Consider the following 20972-nt stretch of genomic DNA (forward strand, 5'->3'; position numbering starts at 1 on the left):
CTCATCGTAATCCCAACTTCAGCATAGTGAGTAATATTTACTACCCTGTCCTTGAAAGGAGCGATAGCGACGTGGCAACTGCACGCATGTTTATCTAAACGCATGAGGTTACCGCGCTATCGCTCGCAATAACATATTAGGGTATAGCCCTCCCCTTTGGGGAGGGTTGATAGGGTTTACAATACCTCTATGTGTTTAAAGTTCTTAGTAAACTTAAATTGTAATACTTTTTCTTCCTCGTTAAAGGCAAACTCGGTTATTTCTTTACCGTCGGCAATGATCTTGGCGGCTTTGAAAGGTAAACCGGCTATATGGAAATGGTAGTTTTCGTAACGCGGGGTATATAAACCTTCCATGCTTTGCAATATGGTCATGGAAGTATGCTTGCCGCTTACCACAAATTTCTTTTCAGAATAGATGTCCTGCTCGTAGGCAAAAGTTTCACCGTAATCTTCAAAGAAGAAAGAATTGGCCGGGGCATCACTGTAATAAACATTCAGCTTCACCTCTTCTATTTCTTTTTCGCCTACGTACTGCATTACCGGGTATTCGGGTATTACAGAACCGGCTTTCACAAACAGAGGGATGGTTTCTAACGGGGTAGCCACTTCTACTTCCTTGCCACCCTCAACCAAGGTATTTTCCCAGTAGTTGTACCAGTTGCCCTTAGGTAAATAAACCAAGCGACTTTGCTGGCCGGGCTCCATGACAGGGCATACCAATATCTTATCGCCGTAGGTAAACTCATCCTGGCGGGCCTGGTTATGAATTTGATCTTGCTCCTGCATTACCACAGGCCGCAGTATAGGGAAACCATAACGGTGATGCTCCCAAAAAGTAGAATACAGGTAAGGAATTAAACGGTAACGCAGTTCGATAAACTTACGGTTAATGGCCGTAAAGGGCTCTCCAAAGCTCCAGGGCTCGCGCTCCTTGGTATCTCCGGCCGAGTGCGCACGCATAAACGGAGAAAAAGTGCCCATCTGAATCCAGCGGGTAAAGAGTTCGCCATCGGGTTCGCCGCTAAAGCCGCCAATATCGGTACCGCAAAACGGTATGCCCGACATAGATAAACGCTGGCACTGCACGTTACCCAAACGCAAATGCTCCCATGAGGCTACATTATCGCCCGTCCATACTGAGGTAAAACGCTGCACGCCTGAGTAGCCTGCACGGGTAATGGTGAACGGACGCTTGTTTTTCATCAACTTCCGCATACCCTCGTAAGTGGCGCGTACCATTTGCATACCATATACATTGTGCGCCTTGCGGTGTGACCCACGGAAACCATCGTACTGGTGGCGCACATCATCGGGGAAAGTACCTGCACCGAAAACGGCCGGCTCGTTCATATCGTTCCAAACGCCGGCTACACCCATTTGTACCAGTTCATCAAACAGGGTTCCCCACCATTCGCGTACCTCAGGATTGGTAAAATCGGGAAACTGGCAGCGGCCCGGCCATACGTGGCCTTCCATAAAATAATCGTCGCTGCGGCGGCAAAAATAGCGCTTAGCCTTACCCTCTTTAAACACCGAATAATTGTCATCCACACGAATACCCGGATCGATGATGACCACCGTCTTGAAACCATCGGCCGCCAGTTCTTTGATCATCTTTTTAGGATCAGGGAAATACTTGCGGTTCCAGGTAAAGCAACGGTAACCATCCATATAATCAATGTCCAGGTAAATACCATCGCACGGGATCTGATTTTCGCGGAAACCTTTAGCCACCTTCATCACCTTCGATTCGGGGTAATAGCTCCAGCGGCATTGGTGATAGCCCAGCGCCCAAAGCGGTGGCATGGGGTGTGTGCCTGTTAACAAGTGGTAGCGTTTTACCACATCCATCATGTTAGGGCCATGTATGTAATAATATTGCAATTCTCCGCCATCGGCCCAAAAACTGGTTTTACCCCGGTCTTCGGCGCCAAAATCAAAGTGCGCTTTAAAAGTATTATCAAAGAAAATTCCGTGTGCTATCCCTTCGTTCAAACTAATGTAAAACGGGATGCTGCGGTAAATGGGGTCTTGGTTCCAGGCAAAAGAGTAAGCATCGGTGTTCCAGTTCACAAAGCGTTTACCGCGTAAGTTGAGGTCGGTTGGTTTATCGCCCAGGCCGAAAAAAGCCTCTTCGGTATGGCAAACCTTGGTACCAAAAACGTAGTAGCCGCCAAACTGTACATTTTCTTCCCAGTGCATTTGCACGGCATCGGCGCTGGTTATGTGGTTTTGGCTATCAGAAAAAGAGATGAAAAAATCCTTTTTGCTGATGTGGCAGTTGACCGTATTGGTAGATATGCGGTACTCGTTAGGCTCATCGTGCAGGTGAAAAACGGCTATCTTATGCTCATGCTTAGGCACGGCGTAAGAAAATTCCTCTAAAAAAACACCATGAGGTGCCAAACGCACACGGATGATCTCGTCGGTTACCACCACCACCTCTACCCTGGCTTCGCTGTCGGTAAAGTAAAAGCGGTTATCCTTTTGCTCAACGCTGGTTGGCGCATTCAGATACTTTTTGACAATGGGCTTTAAGCCCAGCACAGGATTGTTAACGTGTTGAAAAATCTCCTCCTCCTGTTCAATTAATTTTACAGCAGGCGATTCAGGAACCGGTGTTGTTGAGGGTATATTTTCTTCCATTTAAATTAATTAGTGAGCATTAGCAAATATTAACCCTAACAGTAAGGGTGTAATCAGGTATCAAGTTTCAACAATTAAACTATAATTGCAGCGCTTAACCATACGTTGGGCTGTATACGCAACAACTGCCCGAAAAGTAGAAAGAAATTTACCAACTGCGTAAGTTTTTTTAGCTTTTTACGCATTTAGCGTATTTATAACCAATACAATGCTGTTCAATTTTCACCAAGGTCAAATCGTTCAAATTCCGTGGGCAATTATCATCTTTATTTGTGCAACCACGTTAATATTTGCTATTTTCAACGGCGCCCTTTAAACGGGCTCAACCTTATGCTAATATCACAATTTCTGAAGGCAAGCGGCATGACCCTAATGCTTAAGCTCTACCTGTTTTTATGCATGCTGATGCAACTTTCGGCACCTGCATATTCGCAAAATAAACCCGGTTACAGTTTGTTATGGCGCATTAGCGGCCACGGTTTAAAAAAATCCTCGTACCTGTTTGGTACCATGCACGTAAAAGATAACGTGCTTTTGGCTTCAGCGACTCGGTGATGCTCGCTTTGCAAAAAAGTGATGCCTTTGCCATGGAGGTACACCCCGATACGCTGCTATATACCATGTACGATGCCATGAATAAAAGTGATAGCGGCAAAATAGAAAGTATGCTGAGCGATGAACAGTATAGCCAGCTCTCTAAACGTTTTGAAGAGAAGAATGGGTACGAGATGGATAAGCTTAACCCGCTTTTGATAGAAAACCTCATTGCCAAAGACCGCTCAAAGCCCGGTGATAAAGTAACTTTTTTGGATGCTTACCTGTATGCCGTTGCTAAAACATTGCATAAGAATGTGCTGGGTTTGGAACCGGCAGCAGACCAGCTTAAAGCACTGGAGGCCAAGAACGACTTGCAAGACCGTATAGAATCATACCTGGATGATGCCAATACCGAAGAGGAAGACGAGGCGCTGAACGAACTGACCGAACTTTACGCAGGCGGTAACCTGAACCTGATAGCTAACTACCTGGACCATAACGATGCCTTTGATGCAGAACTGGCCAACCGCAACACTGTAATGCTGAACAGCATGCTGCGTTTTATAAAAACCGGCAGCTTGTTTACTGCCGTTGGTGTAGCGCACTTGCCCGGAAATGACGGACTCATTGCGCTACTGCGTGCGCAGGGTTACACCGTAACACCGGTAACCGCCGCTTTTACCGGCGTGGGCGATACCTATAAAATAGATCAATCAAAGTTTGTATGGGTGCCTTATACTTCTAAAGAAAAAGGCTTTAGCCTGGAGATGCCCGGCCGCCCCATGATGCATAATATGGGCGATAGCATTGTTAAAACCGCTATAATTTATCCTGATATGGTGAGCGAAATCTGCTATTCGGCTTACTCCATAAAAATGGCGGCCTCATTTACCAATACCAATGTAAATGAAGCCCTTAAAAATGCGATGAAATTATACAAGGAAACAGAAAATATAAAAATAAGCAATGAAAAAGAAGTAATAGTGAACGGCCTGCCCGGAATGCTGTTTGTGCATAAAGCGGGCAATACATCGCTGCTTATGCAGTTTGTGATACAAAATAGCCGCCTATATTGCCTTTACACCAATAATAAAACCGGCATACCTACCGATGCCGAAAAACGCTTTTTCAACTCGCTTAAAATATTCAAAGTAGCCGAAAAGCCGGCATTGCCCTGGATAACATACAAAAACCCGCAAGCTGCCTTTTCAGTATCTGTACCGGTGCAGCCCCAGGCAATTGACAAGGAAGTACCTAACCCAAATACCAAAGTAGGTACACCTTATATGCTTCACCTCTACGTAGCTACCGACACTAAAAATATGGTTAACTACCTTATGCGGTATAATGATATGCCCGCCGGTATGTACATGCAGGATAAAGAAGCGGCGTTTGAAAGCATATTTAACAGCCTTAAAACCATGGGTACTTTTATTGGTAAACCCCTCAAGATCATGAAAGATGGCTTTGAGGGCCGGGCGGCAACGATGAATGTAAAGGGCTTTTATGCTGAGGTAAAGATGTATATGCGTGGCAACCGCCAGTACCTGCTGTTGAGGCAAAACTCAACCGCTAACCCTATTACCATTGCCGATAACTTTTTCGAGTCGTTTAAATTTTTACCTTACGACGAGGCGCCTGCTTACGCGTACAAACCAGCTGATGAAAGCTACAGTTTGAGCCTGTTTAACGAACCTAAAGTAATAACCAATAATAATTATGACGGCTATCTTAAAAATTCGGTAATTGCCATGTCTACCAACCCATCATCGGGTGCGGTACATTTTGCCGAGCAGGCTACACTTAGCCCTTATTTTAAAGCCAGCCATGTAGATTCTGTTTACAGCAAGATCACTAAAAGCTTGATGGAACGTACAGACACGCTGCTGAAAGTAGATACCATTACATTAACCGGCGCAAAAGGACGCGAGTTTATCACCCTCAATAAAAACACTAACGAAAAAAGACGGCACCGCCTGTTTGTAGACAATGGCACCATGATTTACCTCACCGGCTTTATGAATGCCGATGAGATCTTCAGCACGGCCAGCAACCGGTTTTTCACATCTTACGTTCCTTTAAAGAAGGCACCTGCTTTTGATCTTGGCAGTTCTAAAAGTAAGATGATACTGCAAGACCTGCAATCTACCGATACGCTTACCACCAAAAAAGCCATGGGTGCCCTGAAATATTACGATTTTGAGCAAGCCGATCTGCCGCTGATCTACACGGCTTTAAAGAAACCCTACGCCGACGATACCTTGGAACGCGGCACACGGTACCAGATCATTAAACTGCTTACCAAAATACATGATGATACCACCCTTGGCGAGTTAAGCAACCTCTATCGTTCTAATAGGTCTAATGATACCACCCGGCTAACCGTGCTCAACTACCTTACCGAGATTGACCACCAAAAAGGCTATGACGCCTATCTCGACCTGCTTACCAAAGGCCCGTATGTAAAAACGGTGGACAACTACGAGGCATTTTCATCCCTGCAAGATTCGCTCGCCTATACGGCAACAAATTTTGAGCGTTTGGTACCGCTGCTGGAGCATACGCCTTACCGTTACCAGGTACTATCGTTAGCTAATGATCTGTTAAACGATGATAAACATCCGCAATATGCACAACCGGTAAAAATCCATTACAAAACGCTTATTCAGCACCGTGATAAAGATTTAAACACCTACTTAACCGATACCAGCGCAACCTCTTATAACACCGGTGTGTTTTATTACCTGCAGTTAATGAAGAAACTGCCCGGCGATGCAGCTGCAGACCCATTTACGGCAGCCATTGTCAAAAAAGGTAAAGATGAGCCACGCCTACTCAATGCCGTGCAAACCCGTATTGCTAACCGCTTGCCGGTAGCGTTACCGGTTGTAAACACCTTGTTAGACAGCCTTTATACCCGCTTTGAAATTATGGAAGCCTACAGTAAAGTAAATGAACTGAGCAAGGTACCCGCCAAATACCGCACACCTGCCGAGTTTGGCCGCGTATGTATGTACAACTACGTGGGCGGAAACTCGGAAAGCGAGGAATATCCTCAAAAAATAAGCCTGTTAGGACCGGTATTATACAAAGGCAACACATACTACGCTTACCAGTTTACCGACCCCAACGATGAGGAGCAAAGGAAGCAGATAGGCGTTTACAAACCTGCCAAAACTGCCCCTGGCAAACTCGATTTTGAAGATTACCACTGCTACTCGGCCTGGGAAACCAAAAATGTGAACTGGCGATTGCAGGCACAAAAATTAATTACCGAATGGCTAAAGGAGGGGAAAGGCAAATAACAGTTTAAGTGAATGCGTTTTTTGTAAAAACCGCCTTTAAAGAATCTCCAGGGATTTATAGCTTTGCGGAGCCTGAACCTGCCTTACTTAACACGTATTCGGTTTCGGCAATAAAAGGTTCGATGGGGTTGGTTTTGTTAAAATCGGCCAGGGTAACATCCGTTGTGCTATGGCTGCTGGGTTTTTGAAATTTGAGCCGCACGTCGGTACCGCTATAAAGCCCGTTGTAGGTTTTACGCACAATGTTAAACCCTGCAAAGTTGGCTAAAGCGTACCTGCTTATGGGCAAACCTAAATAATACACAATTACCTGCCGTGCCGATGTATCAAATATTAACCGCTTGGTAAACGCAAATACCATGAATACAAACCCAACCGACGTGCCAACCGCCAGAGCTTTATCTCCTCCTGGGTTAGTAATTACAGTATACCATCCGTAGCAAGCACCTAACCCAAGTATAATAAGCCCCGGTAGTAATTTAAGCAGTCCACCTGGCTTTAAAATATAGCCTTGCGGATGCTCGGTATAGTAGTTCAATATCCCGGCTTCAAATAAGACTTTACTATTGTAAACCAGGTTAGCAGCTGGCTGCAATGCCAGCATCTGGCGTATGGCAGGCAATACCACCTCCTCAAATTCGTGCTTGTCCTTATCCTTCTCGCCCGAAAACGACGAAGAGATCCGGTACCCCTTACCGTAACGATCGGCCAGGGCTTTGAGGTAGTAGCTTTGACCCATACCTATTTTCAGTACAATATCGCCTGCTTCGTTAAACTTTAGTAGTGGCTTGCGGCGAAAAATGGTTTGACGGTAAATGGTATGATCGGCAGCGTTAAAAATTATCTGCCTGCGGCTATACGTAAAAAACGGGATGCAAGCCAGTATAAAAGGCATCACAATAACCATCCCCTTCATATCGCTTGCAGTAATATTACTTATGTTGCCCTCAACAGATAGTAGGGTAACCATTACCGGCATCAGCAAAAACATGACGATAAAAACGATACCTACAGGCGCTAAAAATGCTAGCGGGCGCGTAACAATTTGTTCCTTACTAATTTGATACGACTTTGCCATCTTGCTGTTTTTTTAGATTTCTGCGTTTTACAGCGCCAATGATAAACATGGCTATCACAAACACAGGCAACAAAAACATGAATGGGTTATCTACTAACCGTCCAAGCAACGTGATACGGGCATCATTCCAACTGTGAATATCCTTATCTACCAAAAGTTTGTTATTAACCGATAACCTGAAAATGGTAACCTCCCGCTTATCGTCCATAATAAAACGGTTAATGGCTTTGAGCACACCATTTTCGCGAGCCGATTGCAGTTGGGTCTTTAATACTTTAACATCAATATTATCACCTTTATTGATCTGGCTGGCCAACTCTTCTGTGTCCTCAGCCCCTCCTACCGGCAACCGAAGTTTAATAGGCTCATTGTTGACCTTAATAAAGAGGTACGACATGAGCACCATATTATTCTGCTTTTGTTGCCGCTCCCAAAGCTCGTTAACCACAAAGCGCTGGGTGGTAAAGTCGGCTTCGGTACGCCCGGCCATTTCCTTATTGGTGTCTTTCATACCATTAAGTATTAAAAGCGTTACCCCGGTGGTAACTATAAATACAATAACTATGATAAGGATTATTTTTTTAGCCATGGTTAATATGAGGTTGAGGCATTATAACACGTAATAGTTTACAACTACAAGGGTTAACTATAAAGAAATCAAGCTCAAAAAGGTTTGAGGCACATAATATTAATCTTGTTATTATAAAAAAGAAATAACCGGCAATAGTGAGATAAAAATCAGCTGATAGTATCTAAAAGATATTTATTTACATAGTCCGTATTTGCCGCGGAGGAATCGAAAAGGGACGATGTTTTGTGATCAAATTAGAACTTTAATATAAGTCCCTGCATAGCGGGCAAAATAACCGGTAAGGCCTGCGTCGCATCAGCAGTTACATAAGGTGTACCGCTCAGTAGGTCAGTAAATTCAACATTACCGTTTAACTTAAACTCATTTAACAAATCATCCGGAAGCTTAATGTTAATATTTTGCTCGTGCCGGTTAAAGTTTACGGCTATTAAAACCCGCTCCTGAGCCGTGTAGCGCAGGTATAGGTAAAGCCTTTCGTTAAAGCCTTCGCTGTGTTCGTTGGCTATCATCAACTCATAAAACTTCCCTTCGGCTATAGCCTGGCTCTGCGCCGATATATTAAGCAGCCTGCTGTAAAAGCTGCGCAAAGCTTGCTGGTTTTCAGTTAATTGTCCGCCATCAAAAGCACCACCGTTAACCCATTTCTGGTGTTCGGGCACGCCGCAATAATCAAAAATACTGGTACGGCCATCTGCTCCGCTAAAGCCTTCAGCCTGTGTGGCGGGTTCGCCTACCTCTTGCCCAAAATAGATCATTACTGGTCCCGTAGCCAGGGTAGCCGTTACGATCATGCCCGGTACGGCCAGCCAGGCATCGCCGGCAAAATGGGGCGAGGCTATGCGCTGCTCGTCATGGTTTTCCATAAAGCGGAGCATACGCTCGTCAAAGCCGCGGCAATGGTTGTTCCAAACATTGTTAATTTGCCAGGTACTGGCATCAGGCTCGTTACAAGTGAGGCGTTTCAGGGCATCGTATAGGCCCACTTTATCATACAGGTAATCAAACTTACCACTGAATAAGTAATTGGGATACTGGCCGGTTTGGTAAGCCTCGCCTATGAAGATGAGCTCCGGATAGCGCTGTTTCATCTGCGGAATAATCCAGGCCCAAAACTCTGAGGGCACATATTCTACCATATCGCAACGGAAACCGTCCACACCCTTGGCTGACCAATAGCACAAGATATCCAGCATTTTTTGCCATACGGGTGGTATAGGGTCAAAGTGCATATCATAGCCCTTGCTAAAATCTACCCCATAATTGAGCTTAATTGTTTCAAACCAGTTGTTGATGGATGGGCTTGCGGTAAAAACATCATCGCCCGTACCCTTGGCCGGGTTTTCATTAAACTTGCCGTCCTTCAATGGACTTGCAAACTCATCGCCCCCGGGATTATAATCCTGCGGAACAGTAAATGGCTGGCCTGGTATGTAGTAAAAATCATTTTGCGGACTATAAGCCTTCGTCAAATCATCATCCTCTCCAAAATCTTTCACCCCCGCCGGCTTTGCATCCGAATGATATGTCCGCGCTACGTGGTTAGGCACCAAATCGATGATCACTTTCAACTCCTGCTGATGGGTACGCTCGATCAGTGCTTCAAACTCGGCCATGCGGTTGGGCACATCAACGGCCAGGTCGGGGTCTACGTCGTAATAATCTTTAATGGCATAGGGCGAACCGGCCGGGCCTTTCACCACATCGGGGTCGTCGGGTGTAATGCCGTAAGCCGAATAGTCGGTCATGGTGGCGTGTTCAATAATGCCGGTATACCAAATGTGGGTAAAGCCCATGCCTTTAATTTCGGTAAGCGCCTTTTCGGTAATTTGGTTAAACTTACCGCTGCCGTTTTCTTCAACAGAACCGTAAAACTTGTTGGTTGTATTGGTGTTGCCAAATAAACGGGGCAGCAACTGGTATATGATGAGTTTATGTTTTGTTGATGACGACATAGTATTGCAGCAGCAATTATACAAGAATTTGGTTTTGCTCAGCCACATTTTTATTGCGACTCAGTATTTATAAAAACAACGTAACTTGCATTGCTATGGCTGGAGCTAAAACAATAAGTACCCGTTTTTCATTCAATGGCTTTAGCTTACCTTACCCGTTTAAACATTTCACAGCCTCTGTTCATATCAATATGAAAATTCTTCGTGCTATATTTTCGTTAGCCTTAACCCTGGCACTCATTTGGGCCTTGCAAACCAAGTTTGGAGTGGCACCGCCATTGGGCAAGTTTTTGAATCCGGCCACAGGTTTTTGGCAGAATGCCGAAAGCAAGAACCTAATCAAAGACGAAGAACTCCATTTAAACGGATTAAAGGATGAAGTGATCATCCGCTATGATGAGAACCATATTCCGCACATATTTGCTAAGAACGACCACGACTTGTACTACGCCCAAGGCTATATCACCGCTACCGACCGCCTTTGGCAAATGGATATCCAAACCCGCAGTGCCTCGGGCCGGTTGGCCGAGGTAGTGGGCGACAAAGCCTTGGAGATAGACCGTTACCACCGCCGCATGGGTATGGTTTACGGTGCCGAAAATACGCTGCGCGGCATGATGAAAGACCCGCAAACGCGCACATCTATATTAGCCTATACCGAGGGTATTAATGCCTATATCCGAAATCTAACCATCCGCGATTATCCCATCGAGTACAAACTATTAGATTATAAACCCGAGGAGTGGAAGCCCATCAATTGCGCACTGCTGCTTAAGCTAATGACCGAAAACCTGGCGGGCGGATCGGACGACATGGAAATGACCGCCACACTTAACAAGTTTGGGTTGGCAGTTACTAATGACTTGTTCCCCGATCAGAACTTCCAAAAAGAACCTATTATCCCGGCAGGAACCAAATGGAGCTTTAAGCCCTTGCCTGTACCGCAACCATCGGCAAGCTTTAAGGCTCAACTCAACGGCAACCTCAAACCTGCCGGTAAGGTGGAAGGTATTGGCAGTAACAACTGGGCCGTGGCGGGCAGCAAAACGGCCACAGGTTATCCCATACTGGCTAATGACCCTCATTTGCATCTTACCTTTCCTTCCATATGGTATCAAATACAGTTAACTGCGCCGGGGGTGAATGTGTACGGCGTATCGCTACCCGGATCGCCTAATGTGATCATTGGTTACAACCAAAAGGTAAGCTGGGGAGTAACCAATGTAGATGCTGATGTATTGGACTGGTATCGTATTAAATTTAAAGATGCTTCGAAAAACGAGTATTGGTACAATAATCAATGGAGAAAAACTTCTAAACGTATCGAGGTGATCAATGTGCGGGGAAAACAACCGGTTACCGAGACTGTAATTTACACGCACTTTGGCCCCGTTGTATATAATGATGATGCACAAAAGCCCGAAAAGGCGCCGAACAATGTACCCGCCGGAACCGCTTTACGCTGGATAGCTCATGACGAGTCGAACGATGTACGTACCTTTTACCTGCTTAACCGCAGCCAAAACTATGCTGATTACCGCAAAGCACTCACTTACTACACTGCGCCAGCACAGAACTTTATTTTTGCCAGTGCCGGTAACGATATTGCCATTACACCCAACGGTAAACTGCCCCTTAAATTTAAAGAGCAAGGCAAGTATGTATTAGACGGGACAGACCCGGCCAACGAGTGGCAGGGATGGATACCGGCCGACCAGAACCCAACGGTTAAAAATCCGCCGCGTGGTTTTGTGAGTTCGGCCAACCAGGAATCTACCGATAACACTTACCCTTATTATATCAACTGGCAGTTTGGCTCCTACCAGCGTGGACACCGCATTAACACTCGTTTGGTGGCCATGAACAAGATAACCGTAGATAGTATGCGGCTGTTGCAAACCGATAATTACAGCGTAACAGCACGCGATATACTACCAACACTGGTCAGGCATCTCGACTCCACTCAATTAGACGATACCCAGCAAAAAGCCCTCCGGCTGGTAAAGGCATGGAACCTCCGTTATGATGCCGATGCCATAGGTGCCAGCATTTTTAACAACTGGTGGCTTAATGTATACGATTTGACATGGAAAGACGAGTTTGATGGCAAAAATCTACGCCTTCCCTCGCGCGATCGTACCATCCAGTTGCTCTTACAGCAGCCTAAAGCCAAATGGTTTGATGATGTAAAAACCGCTACTCCCGAAACGATAAACGACGTAATCAGCAAAGCATTTAACCAGGCGGTTGATCAATTGGTTACCCAACATGGCAAACCGGGTAAAGCCTGGCAGTGGGGATTAGTACGACCTACCGAAATAGACCATTTAGCCAATTTACCCGGCTTTGGTTCGGGTACTTTTGCTTCAGGTGGCGCAGGTGGTACGGTTAATGCCATAGCGGGTGGTAACGGTCCATCGTGGCGTATGGTGGTGCAAATGGGCCCGCAGGTAAAAGGCTATGGTATTTACCCGGGCGGACAATCGGGCAACCCGGGCAGTTTTTTTTATACCAACCTGCTGCAAACCTGGAAAGACGGACGATTGAACGAATTGCTGTACTTAAAATCGGCTAATGAAAAATCGAGGCGAATTAAGAGCAGTTTAGTTTTAAAACGATAAATTAACAACAATGTCATTGCGAGGAGCGATAGCGACGTGGCAATCGCACGCAGGCAAATTAACGCGTGCAATTGCCACGCTATCGCTCGCAATGACATGATTATAAAAATCTATTAAAAGTGCTTTTCTTCATCATATTCATTCTCTGTTTAGCTACCAGTTACATACTGCCCTGGTGGGCTATATCCATAATTGCATTTGCAGCCGCCCTATATGCGGGTTACCGGCAGGCACAGGCATTTTGGTCGGGCTTTGGGGCGGTATTTTGTGTTTGGGTAATTATTGCGCTATTCAAAAGCATACCCAACAATCATATGTTGGCTACCCGGGTAGCTGCCCTATTTGGCGCACCGCATTGGCTGGTACTTTTAGGCGTAACTGCACTTATTGGAGGATTAGTAGGCGGTACGGCGGCACTGTCGGGGCTGTATGTGAAACGGGCAGCCCCCTCTAAATCTCCCCCGGGAGGGGAGACTTTAAAGAAATAAATTTTAAAAGCCCTCCCTCCCGGGGAGGGTTGGGAGGGGCCTTACAAACCCTTCAAAGCACTCTTCAATTCTACTACAGGAGCCGAAGAACTTTTGCCGGTTTCGAATATCTCGTGTGAAGTAGTATTCGATCCGTAAAAATTGGCGTTGGCCGATTTGTCTATAGCCAGATTTGAGCCATTGACGCTGATACCGGCAAACAAGCCACGGCTGCGAGAGTAGGAATACACCTCAGCTTCTAAAGTATGGTCGGTGCTGGCAGTTGAGCTACGGCCAACAGGTCCGGCGGCGGCAGAAATATCACCTCCAATGGTAAAGTCGCCGTTTTTTACCTTGGTCAATACGCCTTTGTGCTTAAACACCAACACTAGGTCAACCGACTGTACACCTATCTGGAAACCAAAGCTACCACCGGTCAATGTGATGAATACCGGATTGCTCCAGCTACCATCGGGCAGTTTAACAACCGCTACGCCTTTACCGCGTTTACCGCCAATACCAAAACCGGCATTGATCATTTTAGGAATAATTACCAATCCTTCACTTTGCTTGAGCAGTTCTTGAGGTATACTTTCGTCGGAGTTTGCAAAAGTGGTAACTACCTTCGTGGCATTTTGCAAACGCTCGGTTTCTTTACTTAGCTCGGTAGCCGAAACCAGGATGAGCATAACACTCATTAACGCAGGAACCGACAATAATTTTAACATTTTCATAGTCATAGATTTTTGTTGAATACTATTCATTACTAAGATCAACCAAGGGTGCAAATGGTTTAACATTTGTTTTATTATTCAGCCCAGTGTTAAATAATAGCAATCAATACCAATTTTAACGGGAAGGGCACTGCTCTTATTATCTTTGCAGTATGCAGAAGCCGCAACAGCAGCAAATATTTTCAATTAGTAGTCTCGCTCAGTTTAACGAGGCCGCCTTGCAGGTATTCAGGTATCAGGCCCTTAACTGTGCAGTGTACAAGCAATTTATAAACGGCCTGAACATCGACGTGGCTACGGTAAATCAACCGGATCAAATACCCTTCCTCCCAATCGAATTTTTTAAACAGCATGAGGTAGTAAGTAGTGATGATGCTGCCGAAATTACCTTTACCAGTTCTGGGACAACAGGCATGATTACCAGCAGCCATGTAGTTACCGAGGTAAGCTGGTACGAGCAAAGCTTTAGGCGGGCATTTGAGCTTTTTTACGGTAAAGTAGAAAACTACTGCGTTTTGGCGCTGCTCCCTGCATACCTTGAACGTGCAGGATCATCGCTGGTGTACATGGCTAATGATCTGATCAATCAATCCAATCACCCAGACAGCGGCTTCTACTTATATAACCACGAAGATTTGCACCAACAGCTGCTTAAACAACAGCAAGCCGGTACACCTACCCTGCTTATTGGGGTAACCTTTGCCCTGTTAGACTTTGTAGAGCAGCACCCTATAAACTTCCCTGAACTGATTGTGATGGAAACCGGCGGCATGAAAGGCCGCCGCAAAGAAATGATCAGGGAAGAATTGCACGAGATACTTTGTAGTGGCTTTGGTGTGGAGGGCATCCACTCCGAATACGGTATGACGGAGTTATTATCGCAAGCCTACTCCAAAGGGCAAGGCATATTTAACTGCCCACCCTGGATGCAAATCCAAATACGCGACCCCAACGACCCAGTAAGCAACATAGGCCACGGCAAAACTGGCGGCGTAAACATTATTGACCTCGCTAATATAAACTCCTGCTCTTTTTTAGCCACGCAAGATTTAGGCAAGCTTTATGAAGATAATTCCTTTGAGATATTAGGCAGGTTCGATGCATCAGACATTAGAGGGTGTAATTTGCTGATAGCGTAGACCCCTTAACCCCCTCTAAATCTCCCCCAAAGGGGGAGACTTTGAAAACGAAGCTATTAATAAGCCCTCCCTTGGGGGAGGGTTTGGGAGGGGTTTCGCAAGACACTATTTATTGTTACTTTTGGTACAAACAAGATATATAAATCTTATATGATCGAACATTTTTTAAACGACCAGCAGGAACCCAAAGTGGTTGAAAAAGTATACTCCCGCTTAAAAGAGTTACTGCCCGCAGGCGAAGAAACTTTATATATAGCCGTGCAAAAAATGCCGGTGGTGAACTTACAGCCCGATTCTATCGTGGTTACTAACCGCCGTATTCTCTTTTTCTCTTACGCCAACCTTGGCCTTTCTATTAAGTTTGTTGACTTTATTTGGAAAGACATTGCCGATGTAAGCATGAAAGAAGAGATTATTGGTGCAGTGTTTACCATTAAGACTACCAAAGGTGCCGAAATGGGTGTTGATTACCTGCCTAAAGTACAGGCTCGTAAACTATACCAGTTTTCGCAGGAATGCCGCGAAAACGAGCGCAAACGTGAGGAACTGCAAAGAATACAGCACGCACCACCGGTAGAAAAACCCGTAGAGCAGCTTTTTGCTCCAAGGCCTGTGCCTGTTGAAGCACCTGCACCGCCGCAACCACCAACGCCAACCCCGGCTCCAGCACCCGAACAGGCAAAGCCTGATGAACTGACCGAGAAGCTGAAAAAATTAAAAATGCTTTTTGATAACGGATTGATTTCGCAAGAAGAGTATAATACCAAAAAGCTGGATTTGCTGAGCGATTTTTAGGTATTTAGCAAAATTAAAACTTCATGTCATTGCGAGCGATAGCGTGGCAATCGCTCGCGTTTAGATAAGCATCCTTGCGATTGCCACGTCGCTATCGCTCCTCGCAATGACATAAAATATAATTTATAAAGCAATAAAGCCTCCCATAACAGGAGGCTTTATTGCTTTATACCTTTGCAAGGACGGAGCAATAAGTTAACTAAACTATTATTTAACCAGCTCGCCCGGTGCATTACTCCGGCCTTGCAAAAGCTTTGCGTCCTTAAAAGTTGAACGATACCTTCATGGTCATCATGCGGCCAGGTAATTGGTAAATACTATTAGTGAACGCATTGGCCGTTAAGTAAGGAGCGCTGTAAGTTTTGGTATCTAACATATTGAGCACGTTGAGTTCCAGGTCAACCTTTTGTTTATCGAGCTTGTACCGGGCCGAAAAATCGGCGAAGGAGTAGTTCAGATCATCGCGCAGGCTTTGGCCGGTGTAATAATGATCGCCCGATAGTTTTAGGAATAAGTTATTCAGCGGGTTATAATAAATAGCGGCCTGGTGCTGCAGCTGCGTAATCTGCGAGGAGCTGGAATTAGCTACCGACGACCGGCTGTTGGTACGGGTAGCATACAACTTATAACTGAAATTTATTTGATTGGAGATCTTGGTTTCGGCACCGACCGTTACGCTATTGGCAATGGTGCTGTAAGGCAGCAAAACGCCGTTTAAAAACTGGTTGAGCTTATTGTTAGACCAGGTATAGCCACCGCTAAAAGTGGTATGTAAAGGATATACATACTTACTCATACTTCCATTTATCGTCCATGTATTCATACTGTTTTCAAAAGGTAATACAACAGACCTGTTAAAGTTATCGGTAAGCAAGCGCGAGGTAATGTTGTTTTGATTGATGTGATTAAACGATCCGCTTACACCCCAAAAAAACATTTTCATGGCTTTGCGGTAGTTGTAGCCAATAGCCGCCGTTTGCGTTTTGCGTTCAGTCAAATCGGCGTTATTAGCGTTTAACGAACGGTAGCTGGTTAAAATATCGCCCCGGTAGGCTTGGGTAATATCGCCAATGCTATTACGGTAATTATAGGATGCACTGATGAACTGCTCGGCACCGGTATTGTACCTGCCCGTAAATTGCGGATCAAAGAATAGCCGGGTAAGTGATTTATCTAAGTCATATAAACCATCTGAATAATTAATATGCTGCAGACTTAACGGCAGGTTAAGCGTTAGCTTGAGCTTTTCGCCGGGCATATCAAACCCAACAGAACTGTACACCTTGCTCTTGAACCAATCGAGATTGTTAACCGAATTATTAGTAGCCAAAACCTCGTTTCCGTTAGCACTAACCGTAGTTAATGCCGAATTTAGGTTTTGCGATTGCAAACTAAAACCGGCCCGGTACGACTGGGTGATCTTATCGCCCGGCCGTTTAAACGACAGGTAATTATTGGTGAACCAGGTAGGTATGTTGGTATTTTGTACCAGCTGCGTATACGGCTGCCCCTGGTTAAACACCGGCTGGTACTCGTACCCGGCACCAGGCAGCAGCACCCGGCTTTCGGGATTGGTGAGGCGGTTAATGTAAGAGTATGCCTCGTAAATACGGCCTGCCTTGGTAGTTTTCATGAGATTAAACTCGTTCGAAAAATCGAGGCTACTGTTCTTCATGTTCTGCGCAGATACCATAGCATTGGTGGTTAAGGCCGAAAATGATCCGTAATGCTGATAGTCGGTCAGCAAGGTATTGTTGAGGTAATAGTTTGACCGGTTAATGTTGAGCGTAGCCTGCGCATGAATAAGATCTGGGCGGCGGCGGTTATCCTGCACTTCCGTATAACGGATGGTATCGCCCGGTAGGTAGGTTTCCTGCACCTTGTAATAATTTTGCAGCTGCCTGTCGTACAGGTAAGATACATTGGCTTTCAGCTGCACCTCTTTTTGCAGGTTAACCAGGTTATTTAAATTAACCAATGCCGATTGATTGAACAAATACCGGTTGGCAGGCAGGTTAGGGTTGCCCGCTGCCCCTAATGATAACAGGTTACCTGGCTTATCATTATCCAAACGGCTTAAATAGCTCGATATATTATGCGAAATCAAATCATTTTGCACTTCGTTACCGGTATTGTTTCCTTTCAGGTAGTTAATGGCTTTGTATTTATCCTTAAACATCATGGCGTTAACATTGCCATCATACTTTCCGGGGAAACCGCCACCTACATTCCCCTGCCCTACCATTTGTATAGCCGCATCCTTTTTAATGGTGAGGTTAAGGGCTACATCATCGCTCACTACCTTATCGCGCAGCATTTTTACCGGCTGGTAGTTTTCCATGATCTGCACCTTGTCAACCACCCCGTTAGGGATGGTACTGGTGGCAATGTTATACTTATCATCCAGCAGGTTATCGCCGCCAATGTTCAGGCTCGAGATAGCCTTGCCGTTGTATTTGATCTTGCCGTTGGCATCCACTTCTATACCGGGCAGCTTTTTGATCACATCGCCAATTACCCTATCCTGCGGACTCGAAAAATCGGCCACATTGTAGTTCAGGGTATCGCCCCTTACACTGAGGCGTGGATTTTTATTCTTCACCGTAACCGCAGCTAACTGGTTGGTAGTACTGCTCAGCGTAAAATTATATGGGGCCGATAAGCTGGTAATATTCTTGCTTTGCTTTTTGAACCCTACCGAGCTTATCTCCACCCGCAGAGCATTTTTATCAGCATCGGCCGGGATGGGCAAATTGTATACCCCTTTATTATCGCAGGCGGCAAAGGCTACAATTAAATTACCGCCCGTCATGAGCTTAGCGTTGGCATAAGGCACCACCCTACCCGTGCTGTCTGTTACTGTGCCTTTAATAGTTTGGGCAGTTGTAGTTTTAGAAAACAGGAAGGCACAGGTACAGATGATAGAGGTTATGATAACCCTTATCATTTTTTCTCAGGTAATTCGAGTGGGTTATTCATAACCGCCGCCTTTGCAGAAGCGCCCGATGATTGAATATTTACACTGGTTATTCCATTTAGTCCGCCGCCCGTTGAGGAGGTCGCACTGCCACGTATCACAGTGTTGCCGCCCATTTGCGCCTGCATAGCTGCCATCTGCATTTGCATAAATGCCTGTGGGTCTTTTCTACGCAACTCGCGCAAATCGTTTACTTCTTTGGCTGTGGCTTTAATACCGTTTTTAGGCAAGGCAATAATATTCGCATTCTTAGCACCATCGCTTATGTCTCCTATAACAATGGTGCGTCCCGGCATGCTTGGCGCTGGCTCTGCTGCCAGTGCGGCGGCCTTAGGGTCAACCTTATCTAATCCTTCAAATTTAAATACTACCTCTTTCCGCGTATCGTAAGCCTCCACAATTAAACCGGGCAAACCGTTTAACTTCCATGGACCGGCACGGTAAGGCAGATCAGGGCAAAACCAGGCTGTGTAATCTCGGCCCTTAAAATGAGTAGTTGCTTTTTGGCAAGATAAGCCGCTGAAGTTTGCCGTATCAGTGCTTATTTTCCAGGTCATGGCCGGCATGCTTTCCTCAACCAGGTAGCTATTGCCTACCACATCTTTGGTGATAAACTTTTTATCGTTAGGAAATTGGAAAAGCTCATTTACAGTTCCTAAACTACCGGGCGATTTAAAAGTTAAATTAGTACTTCCGGAGTTCATCTGCTCGGTAAAACTTTTGCGCATTTGCTCCTGGCGCATTTTGTAATCGTAGCTCTTATAAACGCTGGCATTACGGCCAATAAGCAGCACCATGTTTTCTACGTAAGGCGTATCGCGCTTGGTGGTATCGCGTATGTGGCTAAATTTATAATGAACAATTGCTTGTGCGGTATCGGCTTTTTGTGCTTGGGCAAACGCAGCCGAAACTAAAGAGAATGCAATGGTTAGATAAGATTTAAACTTCATATTGATAAAATTTGTTGGTTTGTTCTATTGTCACCCAGTTGAAGAATGACATGAACAAATATAACTAATTAATTAGTTATAAAACTAACAAGTTAGTTATTTAACAAATTTTAACAGGCTAAGTAATTTATCTGCCCCGTCATTGCTGAGCGGTAGCGAAGCAATGACTGATTCTCAGCTTTTCAAACCCCTCTTATATCAACCGTTCATCAAAAGTAAAGGGCTTTACCTCTACAATGCTCACTGTGTTAATACCCACATGTGCAGGATTAAGCAGGTAGTTAAACTCCTCGCTTACCACAGCCGATGGCACTTTTAGTAGTAAATGTTTTCTGGCTTTTAAAAAGGCGTCGCCCATAGTTTTCAGGCGGGCAGGCTCGGGGTATTCCTGCCAGTTGGATGGAAGCTTGGCCATATCGAGCACCTGGATATCATCTGGCACCTCAAAAGTAGCCTGGCAAAAATCGGCAGGAATCAATCCGGGAGGCAAGTGCACCAACACTTCCAGCATAGCAAGCGCACGCGAGGAAGCCATGTACACCATAGGTTTGCCTATGCTGTTCCAGCGGCCGCCGTACAGGCGGGCACCAGTACCGCTCAGGTCTTCAATATAAGTGCATTTAGAGATACGGTAAAGCAGCATATTTAAGCAAACACACCATGCTCTATGCGGCCCAGCTCACGTAAAACGAGGTCAAAGCCTATAGAGGTATCTAAGAGAGAAACAGGGGTTTCATTTTTGAATACGTGACCTGGAGTTTTCATCCAAAGCTTGAATTTATCCATAGAACCAAAAACCTCTTCGCCACGGGTATACAGGCGGGCCAGTTCTACGGCCTTTTCGGCATACTCGGTTTTAAGTACGGTATCATCTTCATAGCGCTGTAAGGTGCGCTCGCTCATGTGCATAATACCGGCTAACTCTTGTAAAGTAAGAGATATTTTTTGCGCCAGCGTGGTTAATACCTTTTTAGGTAAACCCTGCCGTGCTAAACGGATAACGTCAAAATCAGAAGATGGCTTGGCCGGGTTTACACCAGTAAGCAAATGATAAAATGAGGTTACACTATCTGTGGTGATATAAGCCGCCATAGATTCATGAACTTCATTTTTAATGATATGTTTTTTACTGTACGACATTTGTTCAAATATAAAACACTTTTGTCGTATTTGCAAA

Annotated in this window: 15 protein-coding genes; 6 read left to right on the forward strand and 9 right to left on the reverse strand. The window is 45.3% G+C overall.

What is annotated here, in order from left to right; genetic code table 11:
- Window positions 1-176: 176 nt before the first annotated feature.
- On the reverse strand, window positions 177-2648 hold the full coding sequence (locus IEV61_RS11835) for a glycoside hydrolase family 31 protein (protein ID WP_188416900.1): 2472 nt from the start codon (window positions 2646-2648) through the stop codon (window positions 177-179).
- A 330-nt stretch (window positions 2649-2978) separates the two neighbouring features.
- Between IEV61_RS11835 and IEV61_RS11840 the strand changes: the two genes are divergently transcribed.
- A complete protein-coding gene (locus tag IEV61_RS11840; RefSeq protein WP_188416902.1) occupies window positions 2979-3203 on the forward strand; it encodes a hypothetical protein in 225 nt (74 codons plus the stop codon).
- The gene (locus IEV61_RS11845; RefSeq protein WP_188416904.1) at window positions 3203-6490 is read left to right on the forward strand and encodes a TraB/GumN family protein; all 3288 of its coding nucleotides are present in this window, start codon (window positions 3203-3205) and stop codon (window positions 6488-6490) included. Before IEV61_RS11840 ends, IEV61_RS11845 begins: the two co-directional genes overlap by 1 nt.
- Window positions 6491-6545: 55 nt before the next feature.
- Here IEV61_RS11845 and IEV61_RS11850 read toward each other — a convergent pair whose 3' ends face one another.
- The 3 genes from IEV61_RS11850 to IEV61_RS11860 form a co-directional block, all read right to left on the reverse strand.
- Window positions 6546-7568, reverse strand: a complete 1023-nt coding sequence (locus IEV61_RS11850) for a hypothetical protein (RefSeq protein ID WP_188416906.1) — start codon at window positions 7566-7568, stop codon at window positions 6546-6548.
- Window positions 7546-8157, reverse strand: a complete 612-nt coding sequence (locus IEV61_RS11855) for a hypothetical protein (RefSeq protein ID WP_188416908.1) — start codon at window positions 8155-8157, stop codon at window positions 7546-7548. Before IEV61_RS11855 ends, IEV61_RS11850 begins: the two co-directional genes overlap by 23 nt.
- 236 nt (window positions 8158-8393) lie before the next feature.
- Window positions 8394-10112 (reverse strand): alpha-amylase family glycosyl hydrolase, encoded by a 1719-nt coding sequence (locus IEV61_RS11860; protein ID WP_229747117.1) that lies wholly within the window; start codon window positions 10110-10112, stop codon window positions 8394-8396.
- A gap of 191 nt (window positions 10113-10303) precedes the next feature.
- Between IEV61_RS11860 and IEV61_RS11865 the strand changes: the two genes are divergently transcribed.
- Both IEV61_RS11865 and IEV61_RS11870 read left to right on the forward strand, forming a co-directional pair.
- Window positions 10304-12733 (forward strand): penicillin acylase family protein, encoded by a 2430-nt coding sequence (locus IEV61_RS11865; protein ID WP_188416910.1) that lies wholly within the window; start codon window positions 10304-10306, stop codon window positions 12731-12733.
- Window positions 12734-12852: 119 nt separating this feature from the next.
- Entirely contained in the window at window positions 12853-13221 is a 369-nt protein-coding gene (locus IEV61_RS11870) for a hypothetical protein (protein ID WP_188416911.1), read from the forward strand.
- Between the two features lie 41 nt (window positions 13222-13262).
- Here IEV61_RS11870 and IEV61_RS11875 read toward each other — a convergent pair whose 3' ends face one another.
- Complete coding sequence (locus IEV61_RS11875; protein WP_188416912.1) at window positions 13263-13934, reverse strand: lipid-binding SYLF domain-containing protein; 672 nt, start codon at window positions 13932-13934, stop codon at window positions 13263-13265.
- Between the two features lie 152 nt (window positions 13935-14086).
- Between IEV61_RS11875 and IEV61_RS11880 the strand changes: the two genes are divergently transcribed.
- Together IEV61_RS11880 and IEV61_RS11885 are read left to right on the forward strand one after the other, a co-directional pair.
- Entirely contained in the window at window positions 14087-15073 is a 987-nt protein-coding gene (locus IEV61_RS11880; RefSeq protein ID WP_188416915.1) for a LuxE/PaaK family acyltransferase, read from the forward strand.
- Window positions 15074-15223: 150 nt separating this feature from the next.
- Window positions 15224-15868: a PH domain-containing protein gene (locus tag IEV61_RS11885; RefSeq protein WP_188417314.1), complete on the forward strand. Its 645-nt coding sequence runs from the start codon at window positions 15224-15226 to the stop codon at window positions 15866-15868.
- 262 nt (window positions 15869-16130) lie between these two features.
- On the opposite strand, the gene IEV61_RS11890 is transcribed toward IEV61_RS11885, so the two are convergent.
- The 4 genes from IEV61_RS11890 to IEV61_RS11905 form a co-directional block, all read right to left on the reverse strand.
- Window positions 16131-18815: a TonB-dependent receptor gene (locus IEV61_RS11890; RefSeq protein ID WP_188416917.1), complete on the reverse strand. Its 2685-nt coding sequence runs from the start codon at window positions 18813-18815 to the stop codon at window positions 16131-16133.
- Window positions 18812-19795: a GLPGLI family protein gene (locus IEV61_RS11895; RefSeq protein WP_188416919.1), complete on the reverse strand. Its 984-nt coding sequence runs from the start codon at window positions 19793-19795 to the stop codon at window positions 18812-18814. The genes IEV61_RS11890 and IEV61_RS11895 overlap by 4 nt, the downstream gene beginning before the upstream one ends.
- 193 nt (window positions 19796-19988) lie before the next feature.
- Window positions 19989-20438: an RES family NAD+ phosphorylase gene (locus IEV61_RS11900; protein ID WP_188416921.1), complete on the reverse strand. Its 450-nt coding sequence runs from the start codon at window positions 20436-20438 to the stop codon at window positions 19989-19991.
- Between the two features lie 2 nt (window positions 20439-20440).
- Window positions 20441-20935, reverse strand: a complete 495-nt coding sequence (locus IEV61_RS11905) for an Xre family toxin-antitoxin system antitoxin (RefSeq protein ID WP_188416923.1) — start codon at window positions 20933-20935, stop codon at window positions 20441-20443.
- Window positions 20936-20972: the final 37 nt, after the last annotated feature.

Source organism: Mucilaginibacter galii (assembly GCF_014635825.1).
Classification (GTDB): Bacteria; Bacteroidota; Bacteroidia; order Sphingobacteriales; family Sphingobacteriaceae; genus Mucilaginibacter; species Mucilaginibacter galii.